The following is a 19,983-nucleotide window of genomic DNA, read 5'->3' on the forward strand; positions in this document are numbered from 1 at the left end:
TTGATCGTCATTCCTTCAGAGGTTTATTCTTTGACGGCGCCTGCAGCGAGGCCGGACTGCCAGTACTTCTGCAGGAGCAGGAACGCGATCACGAGCGGGACGATGGTGACCAGGCTCCCGGTGATGACCAGGTTCTGGATGGCCTGCCCGCCCGCGGTGGAGGCCTGGTCCTTCCACTGGTTCAGGCCGATCGTGAGCGGGTACCAGTCCGCGTCCTTGAGCATGATCAGCGGCAGGAAGTAGTTGTTCCACGTCGCCACGATCGTGAACAGGGCCGTCGTGACGATGCCCGGCGCCAGGAGCGGCAGGGCGATCGTGAAGAACGTGCGCATCTCGCCCGCCCCGTCCACGCGCGCCGCCTCCAGCAGCTCGGTCGGCACGGCCTGCTCGCTGAAGATCCACATCAGGTACAGGCCGAACGGGCTGATCAGGCTGGGCAGGATCATCGCCCACGGCGTGTTCGTCAGCCCCAGCTTGGCGAACAGCAGGAACTGCGGGACCGCCAGCGCGATGCCCGGCACCGATATCGCGCCGATCACCACCGCGAACACGGCCTTGCGCCCCGGGAAGCGGAACTTCGCCAGCGCGTAGCCGCCCATGATCGCCAGCAGGGTCGCCCCGCCGGCGCCGACCACCACGTAGAGCAGCGTGTTCAAAAGCCACCGGCCGAAGATCCCGTCCTGATAGGCGAACACCTCCCGCAGGTTGTCCCACAAGGCGAACGTATGGCCGAAACCGAGGCCGAACGTCGAGGTGAAGTCGGCCTGCGTCTTCGTGGCGTTGACCAGCAGGTAGACGAACGGGAACAGGCAGTACACCGCGAACACCGCCACCACGACCGTCAGCGGCCAGCTGCGGCGCGGGTTGTCCGGGTTGCTGAACCCGCTGCGCGCGCTCCTCTTCCGCTCGGCCGCCTCGTCACGCGCCACCCGGCGCCGGCGCACCCGCTCCGCCTTTTTGGCGGCACGCTCCTGCGCCCTCAGCTCCGCGGCCGTCAGACGGCCGACACCCGATTCGGTCTGCAAGCCAGTAACCCCGCTCATCTCATCTGCTCCTTCATGCTGTTGAGCTGCACCGCGTACGCCACCGCCATGGTGATGATCGCCATCACGATCGCCAAAGCCGCCGCATAGTTCGACTGCCCGCCCGTGAAGCTCAGGTTGTACGCGTACATGTTCGGCGTGTAATACGTCGTGATCGCGTTGCCCGGCACCATGTTCTGCATGATCGACGGCTCGTTGAACAGCTGGAAGCTGCCGATGATGCTGAAGATCACCGTGATCGCCAGGCTCCCCTTCAGCTCCGGCATCTTGATCCGCCGCACGATCTGCCACTCCGAGGCCCCGTCGATCGACGCCGCCTCGTAGAGCGAATGCGGGATCGTCGACAACGACGAATAGAAGATCAGCATGTTGTAGCCCGTGAACTCCCACGTCACGATGTTGCCGATCGACGCCAGCAGCACACCCGGCTGCAACACGTCCAAGTGCGTGCCCAGCCAGCCGTTCAGCGAACCCACCAGACCGTACTTCGCCCCGTACATGAACCCCCAGATCAGCGTGGAGACCACCGCCGGCACCGCATACGGCAGGAACGTCGAGATACGGAAGAAACGCGTGCCGTGCAGCCGCATCGAATCCAACGCCAGCGCCAGCAAAGCCGACAAGGCCAGCATGATCGGCACCTGCACCAGGGTGAACAGCGTCACCCGCCACACCGAACCCCAGAACTGCCCGTCACGGAACAGACGCAGATAGTTCGCGAACCCCACGAACACCGTCCCCCCGATCATCCTCGTCTGGAAGAACGACAGATACACCGCATACACGATCGGCACGATGAACACAAACAAAAACACCACCACAAACGGCCACAAAAACTTCCAGCCACGCCAATCCACACGATGACCATTCACCGGCACCGAAACCGAATCTCCATCCTGCTTTGGAACCGAATCGTTTTCAAAGCTCATATCTCTCCCACCTTTGCCCACAAACCCTAACCAGCTACAACCAATCGTATTTGAAAACTGGCTTCGTCAGCGAACCTACCGAATACCATAGGATTCACGCTTCCGAAGCCAGTGCAAATTCGTTTCAACAGTAGTTTCGGCTACTTGTTGACCGAATACCCTTGTCCATTGCCATATTCGACAAGTTTGTCCTGATACTGCTGCAGAGCATTGGAAAGCTTGTCCTTCTTGGAATATGCGTTGGCGATGAAGTCGCCATAAATCGACTGGGCATAGGCGCTATAAGGCAGGAAGGTGAAATCGCTCACTTTATAGCCAGCGGCTTCGGAAAGCACCTGATTGACCTGCTGGCCTCCGAAGAACTCATCCTTCTTGTTCTTGAACGCATCAGAATCAAGAATCGACTTCAATGCCGGGAACGTGCCGGTGTCGGCCATGATCTGCGCACCCTTGCCATGGGTTTCGAACTCCACGAACTTCCATGCGGCTGCCTTGTTCTTGTTATCGCCCTTGGTTGGTATTACAAGTGCCGAACCGCCGTCCTCGGCACCCATCTTGCTTCCCTTCTCCCATTGCGGCATTGGCGCCACACGCCAGTTGCCCTTCTGGTCGGGAGCACCATTCTCAAGGTTGACGGGCATCCAGCCGCCAATCGCCAGAGAAGCATCGCTTCCGTCGTTGAGCGAACGGTTCCAATCGTCGGTCCAATTGCCGACCTTGGTGTTCACCAGATCTTCATCGATGAGCTTCTGCTGGAAGTCGACCACTTTCTTGATCGCCTTGTCCTTGACCGTGAGATTGAGGGTCAGGTTCTCACCATCCACCTTCACGGGGTTGGCACCGGCCTGCCATATCATCGCGTTGAATTCGCTGTAGCTGTCCTTATTGCCAGAATTGTTGGTGATGAAGTATTGATCGCCGAGCGCATGAATCTTTTGAGCATCCTCATAATATTCATCCCATGTCTGCGGCGGATCGGAAATCCCGGCTTTGTCAAAAATTGCCTTGTTATAGAAGAACGCCATAGGACCGGAATCGATGGGCATGCCGAACGGCTTGCCCTCCACCTGCAGTTTTCGCCAGGCTCCTTGGGAATAGTCATCGGCGAATTTCTCTGCCTTGTATGCACTCAGATCATCAATGCTCTTGCCGATGGCGAACTGGGCCACATCAGTGCCCTGCAGCATACTGACATCGGGGATGCCCTTACCAGCGGCAACGGCGTTCTGCAGGCCTGTCGCCGTTTCCGATGCGGTTCCCGTGCTGGTGTATTTCACCTTGACCTTCGGATACGCCTTTTCGAAGCCTTTGACGAGCTGATCCATGCCTTCGCCCCAGCCCCAAACGGTGATCTTGCCGGAAACATCCTTGTCGTTCGCTCCGGAAGACGATCCCTTGCTGGAATTTCCGCAACCTGCCATCGGCACCAACATGGCAACCGAAGCGGCAATCGCCATCACCTTTACCATCTTCTTCATTTCTACCTCCTTGTAGTTGCGGGAGCTGGACAACTCCCGTATCTCCCATTTACTGTAACTCGAATTTGTTTTCTCTCCTCCTTAAATTTTGCTCTAACATAGTGAAAAGTTGCTCTATCCGATCAATTGAGCATTGAATCAAATGCCAAACCGGTCCACGTCAGATCAATGTATGCCGACGCTCAAGATCGTCAGCAAACAAATTCGCCTGTATATGGCTCGGGTCGAGAGCCAAAGCCTGCGAAAGGAAATCTTCGGCCTTTTGCTGATTGCCAAGGCCTATATATGCCAGCCCCATAAGGTAGAGGCAATGGACACGGTTCATCTTCTGGTAATCGTTGTCGAAGATAAGGAAATCAGGCAGGGAAACCGCGAAGTAATCCATGGTGAACTCATCGTCAAGATGCTGCTCACCGTAGTCGAGCAGACGGTAGAACCGGGCGTTGGCAGCTCCCCGCTCCCCAAGCTTTTTGTGCGCAAGTCCTTGGAAAAGGATCATTTCGGCCGGCTGGTCGTTATAATACATGGCCCCTTTCACCTCATCGGGACCGACCGTTGCCTGCCGCAATTGGCAAGTCGAAGCCTTTTGATCGCCCAAATGCGAAGAGACGATTCCCAGATAGTAATGGATGTCGTTGTCCTTCTGCCCCTCAAGCTTGCCTTCACCCAGATTATGGGGGTAGGTCAAGGCCTGTTCCAGCAGTTCCTTCGCCTTTTGCCATTGGCCCGCCGCCATGGCGTCTTTGGCGAGCAGGGTCAACGAGATACGATACTGGCCTGTGACTTTGCCCTCGCCTCCTTCCCACGGGTGGAAACGACGTTGACCCATGAGCCGGTAGGCCAAGTCACAGTGACCGGTCTGATTCAAAACCGTCAGATATTCGATGGTGAGGTCGTCGCGACTGGCGACAACATCGGGATGCCGTTCAAAGTCCTCCAATCGTTGGCCGTATGTCCAACCAATCTTGCGATGAAGCTGGTCACATTCCAAAAACACCTTGGCATCGGATTGATCAAGCCTGTAGGCTTCCTCGATCTCCTTTTGTGCCGATTGGGCGTCGCCCCGTTTATTGAAGTAGGCCAGCGCGAGGTTGCGGTGAACGGTGGGGAAAGCAGGGTCCAAATCCCGTGAATGTTCCCAAAGTCCGATCGCCTTCTCCGACAGCGTCTTGTCATAGTAAAGGCAGCCGAGATAGTACGGGGCCTTGCTTTCGTCGGTTGGCTGCATGGCAGCCGAAAGCGGGGCGATGTCCTCCAGCTTGTTCGGGAAGCAATAGTCACTCGGGGCGGCCTGCGCGGCACGGAATGCTTTTTCGGCTTCTTTCGTACGACCCGATTGCTGAAGATAATAACCTTGATAATATCTGACCATCGGCTGGTTCTTATCACTGTGTGCAAGCACATCCAAAGCCTCGTCCAATGCGCCGAAAAATGCATAGTCGCGCGCGGTCTGCAGATAATTCTGGTAGAAGCCCCTCATCGAATTTGCCAGCCTCGTGGAATCCGCACCAAGCAGGACCGCCTCGTAGCCAGAGACGAAATCGAATTCGTTGAGTTTAAGATTGGCCTCGGCTTGCCGCAAGGCATCCTCCTGCCGACCCAGCTTTCTCAACGTGTACGTCTTAAGCGCGCGAGCCTTGATATTCATGGTGTTTCGGGTCAGCGCCGAGTCCGCATATTCCAAGGCGTGAGCAAAATCCCCGCGTCTGGCGGCGATGGCAGCCATATAGAACAACGCGCGTTCCTTCTGGGCATCGTCCCAAGTCGCTTTGTAGAAGGCATCGAACGCCTTGTCGCAATCACCTTGATAAAACAGCGAAACCCCAAGGTTATAGTATGGCTCGCAATCGTAAGGCCGGGCGTTTCTCAAGGTCAGACGTTTGATCGCCTTGCGGAAATGACGCTCGGCGTCACTGAAATCACCACGGCGAAGGAGCAGACGGCCATAGGCGTTGTTGATACGAGCGTCCATCGGATCACGTTTGAGCCCTTCAAGATAATACGGATCCGGCCTATATGTGGCGTGACGGTACTGCTCAAGATGCAGACCCGTGAGCAGCAGCTCCTCATTGGTCGCTATTTTCTCCGGCAGGTCGGCGGCCTGGGCAGGAGCGGGCATTTTCGCAATCGTTTCCGGAAGCGGGGTGTAAGACACTAATTCCCGTCCGCCCGCATCGCACACGCGAACCGTTATCTCGCTTTTGGCCATGCCCTGCGTCTTGAATTCCGCGGTGAGCACATCGTTGGGGCCGAGGGTCGCACGGCGGAAGAACAAGTCTTCCCCGCCTTTGCTTCTCACCGTTACGGTGGCATCCTTGAAAACCTGCGTCGCGTATACCGTTACCCTGCCTTGCGAGCCGGAGAGCCCTTGGGCCTCAACGCCCTCCTTCTCACCGGCGGCACCCAGAACATCCTCGGGCCCGACCTCGAGATTCACAGCCGCATCGACACTGGCGTTTTTGACCTGGCCGACGGCTTTATACGGCATGAAATACTGCGTGAACGTCTTGCCTTCAAAAGGTTTCAGCCAGCTGAAATCCGGCTGGTTGTCGGTGAACACGCCGGTCATCAATTCCACATACGGGCCGTTGGCATCAGTCAGGTTGCGGTCCCAAGCTTGTCCGAAATCACCGCATCCCCATGTCCATTGCTTTTTACCTGGGGAAATATGATGGTCGGCGACATGCAGGATGCCCGCACCTTTGCCGAAATCGTAACCGCCGACGAAGTCGTAATCCGAGTGTGCGGCCATATAGCTTGTGGGGACGGGAATGTTCTTGTAACGGCCGATATCGACACCGTCGGAATAATCGTGCTTGTAATAGACACCGGTCGCAATCGGATAGCGGCTCACGGCTCGCTTGCCGTGATCCATCACCGCCGTGACGTCTGGTGGCATGATCGTCTTGGTATGTTCGTTGACGGGAACCGCAGGATTCGCCCACCACAGAAAACTTTGGGGAAGCGACGTACCGTTATAAAGCTGAGCCGATATCTCGATATAGGCCTTGCCCGGGTGCAATGCGATTTTTGCCGTCACCTGCGTGCCGTACATCTGATCGGTATCGTGGCAGAGTACCGCTTTGCCCCCGTCGGCCAGATCCTCGATTGAGTAATCGACAGGCAGATATGTGGTGGGACGGTGGTGCTGCGGCCAATTGAACTCGATTCCCCCGGAAATCCAAGGGCCAAGCAGCCCTACCAAAGCAGGTTTGATGACTTCGTTGCGATAGACGAAATCGTAGCCGTTGGTCTTGTCCGTCGCATACTGAATCCGCCCGCCAAGTTCGGGCAGCACGGTCACTTTGAGGTATTCGTTTTCGATGATGACGGCCTTGTACGTCTTGTCATGGCATTCGTCACTGATCGTCTCGATGACGGGATATGGGTAGACACGGCCTGAGCTGCCCTGATAGACACGCTTCTCTATGAATTCCGGGTTCCTGTCCGGTTGGCCGACTTCATAAGTAGGAATGATGAGCGTCGTATCTTCAATGGTCACTGACATTTCTATCCCGCTTCCCTGTATATCCGTAACTTCTTTGTATTTACGAACTTGCTCCAGTATAAAGTCGAGAAATGGTTTGTAAACATTAAAAATTGTCCTAGAATATAAAATAATTGCTATTAAAACCAGCATCTTGGAGCCGCAATGAAGCCAGCTGAACGCAACATCGACAACAATAGGTCGGACTTTTACATCTACACGCCGAGCAGAACGGCGACGTCGACCTTCTTCTATCCGCTGCGCATCGGCCTGTTCCGCTACGAAAGCGGATATCGGCAGGAACGCAGCTCATTTGACAGTTTCCTGCTGATGTATATCAGAGACGGCACATTCACCATCTCGACGCACGAAGGAACCCAGATTGCGCGAAAAGGCGATTTCGTGTTGCTGGATTGCTACCGATTCCACTCCTATGAGACCAGAACCGGATGCGAGGTTCTTTGGCTCCATTTCGACGGAACCATGTCAAGGCCATATTTCGATCTCATTCACTCAAGACTCGGCACTGTTTTCATCATCAAAAACCCAAACCGTGCGCTGACCAGGATGTCGAATATCATCGATGTCTTTCATTCTCAATCCAGGATTTCTGAAGCGCAAATGTCGAAATACATCACCGATATCCTTACCGAACTTGTCATCGGCACCGAAGAACAGAAAAATACGAAGCAACGCAAGCCGCACGATATCGACGACGTACTCACGTTCATCGCCTCGAACCTCGAAAAACCGCTCACCGTCACACAACTCGCGCAGAACGCGTTCATGAGCGAATACCATTTCATACGTGTATTCAAAAAAGAAACAGGCTATACACCTCACGCCTATCTCCTCGACGCAAGAATGCATGCCGCAAAATACCGGCTGATCAATTCCAACATCCCTTTGAAACAGCTGTGCGCGGAGTGCGGATTCTCGGACACCAGCGCATTCTGCGCCCTGTTCAAACGGAAAACGGGAATGTCGCCCATGGAATTCCGCAACAGGAGCATGATCAAAAAATGAGCCACCAAATCGCAAAATCACAACGCGACTGCAATCACACTTTCAGCGGCGCAGATGATACCGATGTCCAGCCGGAGCCGAAGGAATTCATCATCGCCAACGCAAGCACAGGGATGAAGGCCCTGCTGACGGATTACGGTGCCAGATTGATGGCCCTGTATGTGCCGAACCGTGACGGAACACCGGTCGACGTCGCGCTTGGGCTGGATGATGCCAAACAGTATGAAAACGACGAAAGCTGTATGGGGGCTATCATCGGCCGAAACGCCAATCGCATCAAAGACGCACAATATTCGATAGGCAGCCATCGATACGTTCTAGATGCCAATGAAAACCGCAACAGCAACCACAGCGGGCCGAACGGATACGAACGCAGAATCTGGGATTGCACGAAAGCAGATGGCCGATCTCTCACCTTCAGTTTGTTCAGCCACGATATGGATCAATGTCACCCGGGAAACTTCCGTATCAAGGCATGCTATACCCTGACGGACAACAATGAACTGCGACTGGATATCGAAGGCGTCGCCGACAAGGCGACCATCGCAAACCTCACGACCCACATCTACTGGAATCTGGAAGGGGAAGGACAAGGAACCATCGATAATCATCTGTTGCATATTCCGGCCACAGGATATCTGCCGACCGACGCACAGTTCGTGCCTTTGGCTGGCGGCGCGCGGCCCGTCGCCGGAACGACGATGGATTTCCGTTCACCCATCACCATAGGGAAGGCGCAAAAGCGCGAAACCCGTAACAAGCAATTGCGAATCGGGCACGGATACAATCATACGTTCGTATTCGAGCAAGCCGCAGATAAGGGGCAGCGGAAAACACGGAAATCGAATCAGACTGCTGAGACCGATACAGGGGCCGAGAAAAGAAACATCCGCCCGGCTGCAACCGAATATGTGCGCGAAGGATCCCACGATATTCCCGCGCAACGTCTTCTGGCACAGGTCCGGGCACCACAATCAGGAATCGGCATGAACGTCTACGCCAATTCCCCATGCATTCTGCTCTATACCGCCGGTTTTCTTCCTCCCATGCTCGGCAGAGACGGACACCACTATCAAGCCGCAAGCGGGTTATGCCTCGAACCGGGCTTCGCTCCGAACGCAATCAACGATACGACCCAAATCAGCCCGATTCTCCAAGCCCAAGAACACTACCGGCTCAATGTAAGATACCAATTTTTCGACGAATAGCAGACAGCAAAACAGAAGCCGACGCTCCGACTGGGAGTTATTGTAAAACGATAATAATTACATAAAGGCAATGAGTGGGGCCTCAGGGGCTTGAACCCTGGACCGACGGATTATGAGTCCGCTGCTCTAACCGACTGAGCTAAAGCCCCACGTTGGCAAAACCAACTTATCTACTTTATCAAACGCTCTGACCAGTGATTCGCCGGCGGGTTCGAACATCCGTATCGGACATCAGTGAGGCAATGAGCCAAAACAGCGAATCATGCCATCTTCCGCCGCGGCAACAAGAACTGTATCGCTGAAGCAAAACCAGATGCGCCGAATCCTATTTTCCGCTTCTCACCGCGCGTCCGGAGGCAAAACGGTCCAACGCACCGGTTCTGGCGATGGCAAGGTAGAGGAACCAGCTCATCACCCCGGCAATGAGTATGCCACCGATGATTTCGCAGGTCATATGGGTCAGGCCTCGCGGGCTGACCAAAGCGACACCCTGCAAACGCGTAAACAGAACGTAAAAGCCATACTCCACCGCCGTCAGAGCACCGGAGGCGACGCTCAGGGGCAGATTGAACTTCCGGTAACGGAAAATCGCGAAGGGGACCTCCGCAAACAATCCCTGTAAAAGCGCCGAAAGAAAGACGAAAGTAAAGGAATACTGATTGCCGAACAGCGTTTCGGTCAGGCTGCCGATGATATCGACGTACATCGCGGCACCGGGTTTGCGGATGATGAGCAGCGCCAGCGGACCGGAGAAATACCAAAACGCGTGAAACAGGCTGGTGATGCCGGGAAGGACGGCGCGAAGCAGCGGGGCGATCCACGCATAGGCGAAATTAAATCCCCAGAAGAAAACGCCACAAGCCACACCAAGTGCCGCGCCAAGGGCGATGTCCGCAGCACGCCAGCGCAAACGCGAAACCTGAATCACCATAGGCCGAGACGCCGGTTTGGATGCAGGCTGGGATGGGACCTCCGCCGGCTGAGAATACGCCGAAGACGAGCGAACAGTTGCATCTGCTCGAGAAGAATCCGACGACGAGGGGGCTTCGGATTGCGCGGAAACGTATCGTCCGAAATCCGTTTGTCCGTTCGATTTCTGATCCGTTTTCGGTCTGTTTTTATTCGCGAATCGGTCCGCATCATTCGGGAGTTTGGTATTGGGGGCAGAGTCGTCCACAGTAGTTCCTTGCATTCAAACTGTGCACAGCGTGTTAACCTCGACGCCCCTTGACCTGCACAGTTCGGGCGGAGACGCCAACCGCCACTCTATCAGCATCGGTTTTGCCGGCACACCCTCCATGCTATCGACGCTGGTTATGGCCTACCCAAAATCGTTGGCCCTTCTTGGAAAATCACGGAAACCAAGAATCGAAAAGTAAGCATGTATACATACCAAGCGAGCCATGGCAGAACGGCTGACGCTACCTTCAGGAGTTCATGAACGCAAGCGGATTGTCTATGAACCGGCGCAATCCCACTTTCGCCGCCCCCAAAAGCGCGGGCCGGGTATTGACGTCGGGCAGCAACACCCGTGGCTGCACCTCGGGATAACTCAATATCTGCAATTCAAGCTCATGACTGAGCCTACGGGTCAGCGTCTTTCCGAACCTGTCCCAGAGACCGCCCAGAACGACCGTATCGATATCAAGGATATTGATGGCCGACGCAAGCACGGACGTCAAAGCACGCACCGCCCGGTCGACCGCGGCTACGGTGCGGTCGTCGTGCGCCTTGTAACGGGCAAGCACCTCGTCCACCGCTTCCATTCGTGTCGAGACCCCGGGATCGGCGACGCCGGAAGCCTCCACCAAGGCCTTGCGCCCTGCGTACATTTCCAAGCATCCGCAACGTCCGCAGGTGCATTGCGGCCCGTCAAGCGCGACAGAGACGTGGCCGAGCTCGCCGGCGAACCCGGAATCACCGCGGTCGACCTGGCCATGCCGAACCACGGCTCCGCCGATGCCGATATCCGTGGAGATATAGATGAACGAGTCGGTCGGGCCAACCACGCTTTTCTTGTTTCGCGGTGTGGCATACCCCGGTATCTGCGCCAAAGCGGCCAGATTCGCCTCGTTGTCGACCAGCGCATCCAGCCGTTTGACCACGTTGAAGCGCGAAAGCTCCAATTGCTTCCAACCAAGATTTTTGGCGGACAACAGCATCATATCGTCGGTGACGAGTCCGGGAAGCGCCAAAACCGTGCCGACGAGACGTAAGCCCTTCTTGCCGATTTCCTGCTCGCCGACGCTCACGAGCTTGTCAAGCTGGGCGAAGACCTCATCGGGATCGCTGGCCTCCATGGACCGGCTCACCCAACGTTCGGCCACCACGGAACCGTCAAGCGCGAGCACGATGAAGCCATATCCATCGGTATTGATCTGCAGCCCAATCGAGCAGAAGCGATGCCCGGAAATATTCAACGGAGTACTGGGCCTGCCGTAGGTCGTGCCCGCGGAAACCGGCGTCCCCTCCTCGAGAGCATCGGAAGAGACCAGCATGGGCACCAGAAGCGACATCGTGGCTTTCGTCAGCCCCGTGGCCTTCGCAAGCTTGGCACGGCTCATCGGCTTGGGCGATTGGAGCAGCGTGGAGAGGACCACCGAAAGATTGTGATTACGCAAATCATCCTGATTGATACTTTTCAGCGCCATAACCGCCTCTTTCTAAACAATATGTTCACTGTATCAGCCGGGACGAAATACTGCGCAGCGTATCGGCCAGGACCATTACGATACGTTACATTTCATCTCTTTCCAGTTCTTCTCCGACCGAATTTCCTTTCTTGTTTCGTCGCCTCTATTGAAGATTGACTTCCTGAATACGCAATTGGTCAAAGAGACAAACACACGGTACCATTGAAATAATCTATTGATTTAACTAATATGACCGGTATAATCCACAAATGGATTGTCAGTAGACTCGTTTCAAACGCGGCAGTACAGGCACGTAGCGGTGTCCGGCGTAACCAGAAAGGCAGGAATGATGATCGAGCAACAATCACAAAGCGGTTCCGTTCACCAGACGTTGGTGGCGGGAATCGACACCTCGACACAATCGACCAAGGTCCGCGTCACCGACGCCGATACAGGCGAACTCGTGCGCTTCGGGCAGGCCAAACACCCCGACGGCACCAGCGTCGATCCGGAATACTGGTGGCAGGCTTTTCTTGAAGCCAGCAAACAGGCCGGCGGCCTTGACGACGTGTCGGCCTTGGCTGTCGGCGGCCAACAACATGGCATGGTGCTGCTCGACAAACGCGGAAGGGTGATTCGTGACGCGCTGCTTTGGAACGACACGCGTTCGGCGCCGCAGGCGCAAAACCTCATCACGCGGCTTGGAGCGCCGGAACGTACCGGCGAGGACGAGCCGGAAGACGTGAAGGCCCGCGGCATCGAACGTTGGGTGAAAGCCGTGGGTTCGTCGCCCGTCGCCTCATACACATTGACCAAGCTGGCCTGGGTGGCCGAAAACGAGCCGGAAAACGCGGCAAGAATCGCGGCGATCTGTCTGCCGCACGATTGGCTCAGCTGGCGCATCGCAGGCTTCGGACCGGTGGAGGCTGGCGAGGACGCCCATCTGGATGCTCTCTTCACCGACCGTTCCGACGCTTCGGGCACCATCTACTTCGATTCCGCCAACAACATCTACCGCTACGACCTGATCGAGATGGTTCTCGGCCGTCGTGATGTCATCCTTCCCAAGGTCCTTGGCCCCCGCGACAGCGCACCGGTCAAGGCGGCTTCCGCCGTCGCCGGCGCGTCCGCCGATGGCGGCTGCCTGATCGGGCCCGGCGGCGGCGACAACGCCATGGCATCGCTTGGCTTGGGCATGTCGGTGGGCGATGTGAGCGTATCGCTGGGCACGTCGGGTGTGGCCGCGGCCATCGCCGAAAATCCGGTCTACGACCTGAGCGGCGCCGTTTCGGGCTTCGCCGATTGCACCGGACACTATCTTCCGCTGGCCTGCACCATCAATGGCTCACGCATCCTCGACGCCGGTTGCGCGGCGCTGGGCGTGGATTACGACGAGCTGGGACGGCTCGCCCTTGAGGCCGAACCCGGTGCGGGCGGCCTTACCCTGGTCCCCTATTTTGACGGCGAGCGCACCCCGAACCGTCCGGACGCCAATGCGACACTGAGTGGCATGACACTCGCCAACACCACCAAACAGAATTTCGCCCGTGCTTTCGTCGAAGGCCTGCTCTGCTCGCAACGCGACTGCCTGGAAATCATCAAGGGGCTCGGCGGCAGCGTCAAGCGCATCCTCCTGATCGGCGGCGGCGCGAAGTCCGAGGCCGTACGCACCCTGGCTCCAGCGATTTTCGGCATGAGCGTCACCCGTCCGGCCACCGACGAGTATGTCGCCATCGGCGCCGCCCGCCAGGCCGCGTGGGTCTTGGGCAAGGACGAGAATCCCCCGCAATGGAACCTCAAGATCGACGGCACCGAAACAGCCGAGCCGACCCCGCAGGTCTATGAGGCCTACGTGAAGGCACGAAACTAAAAGCTCTTCATCAGACACCATAAGCAAACAGGATTGTCGCGTTCTCGTCTTTTGGAAGACCACGGCAATCCTGAACTATAGAAGAACTTCAACAACGTTCGCCAAAACCAGGAAACAGAAACATACCCGTCCCCTCCGTTGCGGGTTTATCAGCCCTTGCTCGGAAGAATCAGCTCCAGTATCTTTTCCCACTCGACCACAAAATCCATACCTTCCAGGTTGTGCAGCCAACGGAATTGCAGGCCATCCATCGCAGCCAAAACCTGCCTGGCCGTCTCTTCCGGATTTTGCGCACCGTCGCGTTTACTGGCTATCGCATATTCTTCAAGCACGCTCTGCTCACGATTCATGAAGAACTCATGGGCCGGATGGTTCTCGTTAAGGGACTCGGCCTGAAGCAAGGTATAGAGACGCACAAATTCAACCCGTTTGGTGTTCACCTTTGCCGTAGCGATGGTCAGATCGTGGATACCTACCGGATATTCCCTTCCGATGGTATGCACTTCATACAAATCCTTCTTGATCCCCAGCTGCTTCGCGATGTCGTTGCTGACCATCCTGTCGTTGTATTCCACTACGGCAAGGAGAAGTTTCTCCTTGGATCCGAAGTGATAGAGGACTCCGGCTTCCGTGATATGTTCCGCTTCCGCCACCTCGCGTATAGTCAATCCCCAAAAACCATAATTCGATATCAGAGAGCTTGCAGTGCGCAAGATACTGGTCTTGCGCTGTTCCTTTGTCATTTTTTGGGCTGAACTACGCCGAGGCATGCCGAGTCCTTTCAATAGTGAAATATTAGTGCCATAGTAGCTCTCCCCATCAGATGAGAATAGAGGGGAATGAATGACACCGACATTCAAACCCCTCTATCGTACCTTTCCCCCACTAACTATTTAGTGAAACCGGCGGTGAGGCCTGCCACCATCTGCTTTCTGCCCACAATGTAGGCTGCGAGAATCGGCAGGACGGAAATCACGACAGCGGCCAGAATACCCGGGACGTCGACGGTGAACTGCCCTTGGAACTGCCACAGCGAAAGCGGTATGACCCTGTTCTTGGCACTTTGCGTCAAAATCAAGGGGAACAGGAACCCATTCCACACATTGAGCGCATCGTAAATCGAAACGGTGATCAGCGCCGGTTTGACCATGGGGATGGCCAGACGCACCATGATCGAGAACTCAGAGGCTCCGTCGACCTCCATCGCTTCGAACAGGGACGAGGGGATGTCGCGTAGGAAATTGACCAGGATCATGACGGTAATCGGTATGGCGAAGGCCGCCGACGGCAAGATCAACGCCCACAAGGTGTCGTACAGACCGATTTTGATGATGATGTAGTAGATCGGGATGATAGTGGCCTGCATGGGAATCGCAAGGCCGGAAATGACCAGTTTGTACGTTCTGCGAGACCATACATCCGTACGACGGATGATGAGATAGGCGGCCGGGATGGTCACCGCGAGAATCAGGATCACCGTCACGAGCGTGACGATCACCGAATTGCGCACATAGAGCAGGAAGTTGTTCTGGAATACGCGCTGGTATGCCGAAAAGGTGACATGTTTGGGAATCGAGAGCGGATTGTCGCTGAAAATGGCCATCTGGTCGCGCAGAGACGTGATCACGATGTAGTAGATCGGCACGATGATGATGAAGAGCCAGATCCAGCCGAGCAGCCCGCCGATGATATTGTAACGTTTGTGTCCAATGGTTATCATGATCAGACGCCTTCCATTTGACTTTCCATTTTGTCGGACCCTGAAATCTTGTTGAGCAACTGCGAGATCACAATGCCCAGCACCAGGATGATGACGCCGACCACGCTTGCACCACCCATGTCATAGCTGCTGAACCCTCGGATGTACATGTCCAACGGCAGGATTCGCGTCGAGTTGGCAGGCCCGCCGCCGGTCATCACATAGACCAAGTCGAAGTAGGTCAACGAGCCGACGATCATCAACGTCGAATCCGTGGCGAAGGTGTATTTCAGCTGCGGCAAGGTGATATTGAAGAACTGCCTCAATGTTCCCGCTCCATCGATTTCCGCAGCTTCATAAAGGCTCGCGGGAATCTGGCGGACCGCACCCTGATAGAGCAGCGAGTGCAACGGAATGAAGCACCACGAGACGACCAGGATCAGCACCCACAGCGCGGTTTTGGGGTTACCCAGGAAATTCTGCTGAAGCCATGGCCACCCGAAGGCCTTGCCGATGCCGTATTGCGGATCGAGCAGGTTTTTGAACGAAATCGCGACCGCCGTCGAGCTGAACAGCAGAGGCAGGAAATAGAATACGGCAAGGAAGGAACGATAATGTTGTTTTCCAGCCATGAACACGCCTAAAAGCACCGACAGAATCGTCTGGAGCACCCAGCTGACCACCGTCAGGATAATCGTGAGTTTCAGACCGCTGAACACCAACGGATCGGCCAGCATGCGTTTCCAGTTGCCCAATCCGTTGAAAGTCACAGCCCCCAAACCGTCCCAATTCATAAACGAAAGAATCACCACGCCAAAAAGCGGAATGACCGCGAAAATGCCGAACAAGACCAATGCCGGAACCGCGTACCACATGGAAGGACCGACCCTCACACCCGAACGGTGTTTGGTTTTCCCGGTGCTTCTTGCGGTGTCGCCGTCCTCCAATATTTTTTTACGTCCCAAAATTTCTCCTTCAATCGGAATCATCATCGATTGACGTTCCGGCGGGCATCACTGCCATACCCGCCGGAACACGAACCGAAGTCCGTCACTTGATGGTTGCGTTCATCTTGTCGACGAACTGGTCAGGGGTCTGCGAAAGCAGGAACACCTGTTCAAGATTGTTGAGCACCGCTTCGGCCTGGGCGCTGGGCAACGCCTGATCCCAGGAAAGCTGGAACGCAGGGGTGTTGGCCATGGCGTCATAGACCCACGTGTAGAACCCGATCTTGCCATCGGCGGCCTTGACCTTGCTTTCGATGTTCTTCACCGGTGGAACAGCGCCGATCTTGAGCATCTGATCGACCATCGAGCTGCTGTAGGTGGTGTCTTTGAGGAAGGCGATGGCGCTCTTCTGCTGCGAGGCCTTCGCCTTGGAAGAGACCGACCAGTAATTGGTGAGATTGCCGGTCAAATCCTTGGGATCGCCTTTGCCGTCCTTCACGGAGGGGAAAGGAGCGAAGGCAAGCTGGGTATCGGCGAAGTCCTTTGAAAGGGCCTTGAAATCAGGGAAAGTCCACGAACCCATCAGCTCCATTCCGGCGGTTCCGTTGACGATCATCGAAGTATCCTTGCGATCGTCCGCGGTCATCGACGAATACACATTGCCGAAGGCTCCGGCCTTGACCAGTTCCTGAATCATGGTCATCGCACGCGTGATAGCGGGATCGCTCCAAGCCCCTTTTTCACCCTTTTCCACCCTCTGGAAGACTTCAGGGCCACCGATGCGATCGACAAGATACGACGCCCACATGAGATACGGCCATTGGCTTCCGCCAGCCAAAGCGATCGGGGTCTTGCCGGCGGCCTTGAGCTTGGCGACGGCGTCAAGCAGTTCGTCCCAGGTCTTGGGAGCCTGTTTCACGCCCGCGTCGGCAAGCACCTTCTTGTTGATATAAAGCACCACGGGCTGAACGCCTTGGGTGGGGATGCCGTACAGTTTCCCGTCGATATAGCCTTCGTCGGCAACGGCTTTGAAGACCTTCGACTTGACCGTCGAATTCAGATCCTTGCTGACATCGGTGATCTCGCCGGCTTTGGCATAATCCCTCAAGGTCGCGCCGCCCCAACTGTAAATCATCGTTGGTGCATTACCCGCGCCGACCGAGGTGCGGATCTTCTTTTTATAGGAATCGTTGGCGAAGTATTCGGCATTGATCTTCTGGTCGGAATGCTTGCTGTTCCACTGCTCGACAGCCTGCTTTGTCGGGCCGAAGTTGTTGTCGCTGATGCCCCACATGGTCGCGCCATCGCTGGAAGCGGATCCCCCTCCCGGAGTCGATCCGCAACCGGCCATGCCGACCAGCATCGATGCCGCTGCAATGAGAGCTGTAATTTTACCCGTTGTCTTCATCTTGCTCCTCCTCGAGTCAAAACAAACTGCTTTAGACCCCCACAACGATGGGGTCGCGCTCACCTTGAGCACAAAAACAGTATATACTTAATGGTTATTAAGTGCAAATTAATAAGTGATATGTTGTATGATGTAATCGTCGTATAGAGATGCACCGGCATGACTTCCGTCCTAGATGGAACATCCCACAACGAAGTGCAGATTATCGAAAGGAATATATATGGTATCCGCAGCAACTCACCCGACCACTCTCCACGTTTCGGCCGACGCCGGATCGCCGGCGGACGGATCGGAACTTCATCCGTTTGCCCGTATCCAGGAAGCCGCAGACATCGCCTTGCCGGGCGACACCGTCTTGGTGCACGGCGGCATGTACCGCGAAAGGGTCAATCCCCGAAACGCCGGGACCAGCACCGCGCGCATCACCTACGAAGTGGCGAAAGGCGAGCACGCAGTCATTTCCGGTGCCGAAAAGGCCAGCAATTGGCAGGCCGATGGCGAAGGTATCTGGCACATCGAGGTTCCGAACACCCTGTTTGGCGACTTCAACCCCTACGCACAACCTTTGGAGGGCGACTGGCTGGTAAGCCCGGACCCGGACGATTGGCAGCTGAGCCTCGGCGACGTCTATATCAACGGCAAGTCAATGTATCAGGCCCGGACCTATGAAGACATGGCCAAAGCAGAACGTAGGGCATACGGCCCCGGGCCAGACTGGGTGAAGATCGACCTGCCCATCCCTCACGCCGACGACACCGTTTATCAGTGGTATGCGCAAGTCAACGCAGACACAACGACGATCTGGGGCAATTTCCACCAGCTTGACCCCAACAAGGAATCCACGGAATTCAACGTCCGCAAGGAGTGCTTCTACCCCGACAAGACAGGCATCGGCTATATCACCGTTCGCGGCTTCGAGCTGTGCCAGGCGGCATGCCCCTGGGCCCCGCCGACCGCAGACCAGCCCGGGCTCATCGGACCGCATTGGAGCAAGGGCTGGATCATCGAAGACAACGACATCCACGATGCCAAATGCAGCGCCGTAAGCCTTGGCAAGGAAGCCTCCACAGGCGAGAACGAATCGTATCTGGGAGGCCTCAAACCCGGCTACCAATGCCAGCTCGAAGGCGTGTTCCGCGGCCGCCATATCGGTTGGGACAAGGAGACAGTCGGGTCTCATATCGTACGCAACAATGTCATCCACGACTGCGGGCAGAACGGCGTGGTCGGCAACATGGGCGGGGCGTTCTCGACCATCGAGCACAACAAAATCTACAACATCGGCATCAAATACGAGTATTTCGGCCACGAAATCGCGGGTATCAAGCTTCATGCGGGCATCGACGTGCGCCTGATCAACAACGATATCCACGATTGCATCCTCGGCACCTGGCTCGACTGGCAGGCCCAGGGCACCAGGGTGACCAGGAACGTCTACCACGATAACGTCCGCGACTTCATGATCGAGGTGACGCACGGCCCGTGCCTGTTCGACAACAACATCTTCGCCTCGGATTACAACTTCGACAACGCGGCGCAAGGCAGCGCCTTCGTCCACAACATTTTCTGCGGATCGACCAGAAAAATCACCGTTCCGGACCGCTTCACGCCCTATCATTTGCCGCATTCGACAAAACTGCTTGGAACCGCCTGCGTCTACGGCAACGATGACCGCTTCTATCAGAATGTGTTCGCCGGATCTGCCGTGCTACCCGGTACCGATACCCGCGGCACGGAAATCTACGACGGCGCACCGGCCAGCACGCAGGAATTCATCGAGCGGGTGCACGCCATGGGCGGCGGAGACGTCGATATATTCGAGCAGGTCCCGCAGCCTGCCTATATCGATGGCAACGCCTACTACAACGGCACCAAACATTACAACCGTGAAGAGCACTGCTACAGTAGCAGCGAAGCAATCGACATCGCCATCGAAGAAAAGGACGATGGAAGCGTGTGGTGCTCGCTTTCCGTTCCGGAGACGCCGAACGTCCGAACCTCGATTGTGGATACACAGCTACTGGGCACACCGCGTATCACAGGCGAAGCCTACGAGAACCCGGACGGAAGCCCGTTGAAAATCGATACCGACATAGCCGGCAATCCTCGCGGCGAACATCCGGTTCCGGGGCCGTTTGCGAATTTGGATACCGCAAAAACCGGAATTCGAGTGTTCTGATCCCGACAAATCAGGGTTGAACGTCGGGAAAGCCGGTATCTGGTCTAGTCCAGATGCCGGCTTTCTTATCAACGAG

The 19,983-nt window shown here is 56.1% G+C and carries 14 protein-coding genes and 1 tRNA gene; 4 read left to right on the forward strand and 11 right to left on the reverse strand.

The window, feature by feature from the left end:
• Positions 1-23 precede the first annotated feature (23 nt).
• The 4 genes from OZX71_RS06065 to OZX71_RS06080 form a co-directional block, all read right to left on the reverse strand.
• On the reverse strand, positions 24-1,043 hold the full coding sequence (locus OZX71_RS06065) for a carbohydrate ABC transporter permease (RefSeq protein WP_277159699.1): 1,020 nt from the start codon (positions 1,041-1,043) through the stop codon (positions 24-26).
• Positions 1,040-1,972 (reverse strand): sugar ABC transporter permease, encoded by a 933-nt coding sequence (locus tag OZX71_RS06070; RefSeq protein WP_277159700.1) that lies wholly within the window; start codon positions 1,970-1,972, stop codon positions 1,040-1,042. Before OZX71_RS06070 ends, OZX71_RS06065 begins: the two co-directional genes overlap by 4 nt.
• Positions 1,973-2,112: 140 nt before the next feature.
• A complete protein-coding gene (locus tag OZX71_RS06075) occupies positions 2,113-3,450 on the reverse strand; it encodes an extracellular solute-binding protein (RefSeq protein ID WP_277146453.1) in 1,338 nt (445 codons plus the stop codon).
• Between the two features lie 160 nt (positions 3,451-3,610).
• Complete coding sequence (locus tag OZX71_RS06080) at positions 3,611-6,958, reverse strand: DUF5107 domain-containing protein (RefSeq protein ID WP_277159701.1); 3,348 nt, start codon at positions 6,956-6,958, stop codon at positions 3,611-3,613.
• Between the two features lie 144 nt (positions 6,959-7,102).
• Here OZX71_RS06080 and OZX71_RS06085 point away from each other — a divergent pair, with 144 nt between their 5' ends.
• Together OZX71_RS06085 and OZX71_RS06090 are read left to right on the forward strand one after the other, a co-directional pair.
• Positions 7,103-7,963, forward strand: coding sequence for an AraC family transcriptional regulator (locus OZX71_RS06085; protein ID WP_277159702.1), 861 nt, complete (start codon positions 7,103-7,105; stop codon positions 7,961-7,963).
• Positions 7,960-9,171, forward strand: coding sequence for an aldose epimerase family protein (locus OZX71_RS06090; protein ID WP_277159703.1), 1,212 nt, complete (start codon positions 7,960-7,962; stop codon positions 9,169-9,171). The genes OZX71_RS06085 and OZX71_RS06090 overlap by 4 nt, the downstream gene beginning before the upstream one ends.
• A 75-nt stretch (positions 9,172-9,246) precedes the next feature.
• On the opposite strand, the gene OZX71_RS06095 is transcribed toward OZX71_RS06090, so the two are convergent.
• The 3 genes from OZX71_RS06095 to OZX71_RS06105 all read right to left on the reverse strand — a co-directional run bounded on the left by OZX71_RS06095 (position 9,247) and on the right by OZX71_RS06105 (position 11,822).
• A tRNA-Ile gene (locus OZX71_RS06095) sits at positions 9,247-9,320 on the reverse strand.
• Between the two features lie 176 nt (positions 9,321-9,496).
• Entirely contained in the window at positions 9,497-10,102 is a 606-nt protein-coding gene (locus tag OZX71_RS06100; RefSeq protein WP_277159704.1) for an ECF transporter S component, read from the reverse strand.
• A 496-nt stretch (positions 10,103-10,598) separates the two neighbouring features.
• Positions 10,599-11,822 carry an ROK family protein gene (locus OZX71_RS06105; protein WP_277159705.1) on the reverse strand — a complete coding sequence of 408 codons (1,224 nt, stop codon included), beginning with the start codon at positions 11,820-11,822 and terminating at the stop codon, positions 10,599-10,601.
• A gap of 331 nt (positions 11,823-12,153) precedes the next feature.
• Between OZX71_RS06105 and OZX71_RS06110 the strand changes: the two genes are divergently transcribed.
• Entirely contained in the window at positions 12,154-13,674 is a 1,521-nt protein-coding gene (locus tag OZX71_RS06110) for an FGGY family carbohydrate kinase (RefSeq protein ID WP_277160674.1), read from the forward strand.
• A gap of 149 nt (positions 13,675-13,823) precedes the next feature.
• Here OZX71_RS06110 and OZX71_RS06115 read toward each other — a convergent pair whose 3' ends face one another.
• From OZX71_RS06115 to OZX71_RS06130, 4 genes are all read right to left on the reverse strand, one after another.
• Positions 13,824-14,534, reverse strand: coding sequence for a TetR/AcrR family transcriptional regulator (locus OZX71_RS06115; RefSeq protein WP_277159706.1), 711 nt, complete (start codon positions 14,532-14,534; stop codon positions 13,824-13,826).
• A 29-nt stretch (positions 14,535-14,563) separates the two neighbouring features.
• On the reverse strand, positions 14,564-15,394 hold the full coding sequence (locus OZX71_RS06120) for a carbohydrate ABC transporter permease (RefSeq protein WP_277146446.1): 831 nt from the start codon (positions 15,392-15,394) through the stop codon (positions 14,564-14,566).
• 2 nt (positions 15,395-15,396) lie between these two features.
• Positions 15,397-16,338 carry a sugar ABC transporter permease gene (locus tag OZX71_RS06125; RefSeq protein WP_277146445.1) on the reverse strand — a complete coding sequence of 314 codons (942 nt, stop codon included), beginning with the start codon at positions 16,336-16,338 and terminating at the stop codon, positions 15,397-15,399.
• An 85-nt stretch (positions 16,339-16,423) separates the two neighbouring features.
• Complete coding sequence (locus tag OZX71_RS06130) at positions 16,424-17,728, reverse strand: extracellular solute-binding protein (RefSeq protein WP_277159707.1); 1,305 nt, start codon at positions 17,726-17,728, stop codon at positions 16,424-16,426.
• 220 nt (positions 17,729-17,948) lie between these two features.
• Here OZX71_RS06130 and OZX71_RS06135 point away from each other — a divergent pair, with 220 nt between their 5' ends.
• Entirely contained in the window at positions 17,949-19,907 is a 1,959-nt protein-coding gene (locus OZX71_RS06135; RefSeq protein WP_277159708.1) for a right-handed parallel beta-helix repeat-containing protein, read from the forward strand.
• The last annotated feature ends 76 nt before the right edge of the window (positions 19,908-19,983 follow it).

Origin of the sequence: Bifidobacterium sp. ESL0764 (genome assembly GCF_029395515.1) — a bacterium.
Taxonomy (GTDB): Bacteria; Actinomycetota; Actinomycetes; order Actinomycetales; family Bifidobacteriaceae; genus Bifidobacterium.

What these genes read in the sequence shown, in the direction of transcription:
- OZX71_RS06105 (WP_277159705.1), bottom strand. Translation starts at nt 11,822, where the DNA reads ATGGCGCTGAAAAGTATCAATCAGGATGATTTGCGTAATCACAATCTT.
- OZX71_RS06070 (WP_277159700.1), bottom strand. Translation starts at nt 1,972, where the DNA reads ATGAGCTTTGAAAACGATTCGGTTCCAAAGCAGGATGGAGATTCGGTT.
- OZX71_RS06065 (WP_277159699.1), bottom strand. Translation starts at nt 1,043, where the DNA reads ATGAGCGGGGTTACTGGCTTGCAGACCGAATCGGGTGTCGGCCGTCTG.
- OZX71_RS06085 (WP_277159702.1), top strand. Translation starts at nt 7,103, where the DNA reads ATGAAGCCAGCTGAACGCAACATCGACAACAATAGGTCGGACTTTTAC.
- OZX71_RS06130 (WP_277159707.1), bottom strand. Translation starts at nt 17,728, where the DNA reads ATGAAGACAACGGGTAAAATTACAGCTCTCATTGCAGCGGCATCGATG.
- OZX71_RS06090 (WP_277159703.1), top strand. Translation starts at nt 7,960, where the DNA reads ATGAGCCACCAAATCGCAAAATCACAACGCGACTGCAATCACACTTTC.
- OZX71_RS06080 (WP_277159701.1), bottom strand. Translation starts at nt 6,958, where the DNA reads ATGTCAGTGACCATTGAAGATACGACGCTCATCATTCCTACTTATGAA.
- OZX71_RS06075 (WP_277146453.1), bottom strand. Translation starts at nt 3,450, where the DNA reads ATGAAGAAGATGGTAAAGGTGATGGCGATTGCCGCTTCGGTTGCCATG.
- OZX71_RS06100 (WP_277159704.1), bottom strand. Translation starts at nt 10,102, where the DNA reads ATGGTGATTCAGGTTTCGCGTTTGCGCTGGCGTGCTGCGGACATCGCC.
- OZX71_RS06120 (WP_277146446.1), bottom strand. Translation starts at nt 15,394, where the DNA reads ATGATAACCATTGGACACAAACGTTACAATATCATCGGCGGGCTGCTC.
- OZX71_RS06110 (WP_277160674.1), top strand. Translation starts at nt 12,154, where the DNA reads ATGATCGAGCAACAATCACAAAGCGGTTCCGTTCACCAGACGTTGGTG.
- OZX71_RS06135 (WP_277159708.1), top strand. Translation starts at nt 17,949, where the DNA reads ATGGTATCCGCAGCAACTCACCCGACCACTCTCCACGTTTCGGCCGAC.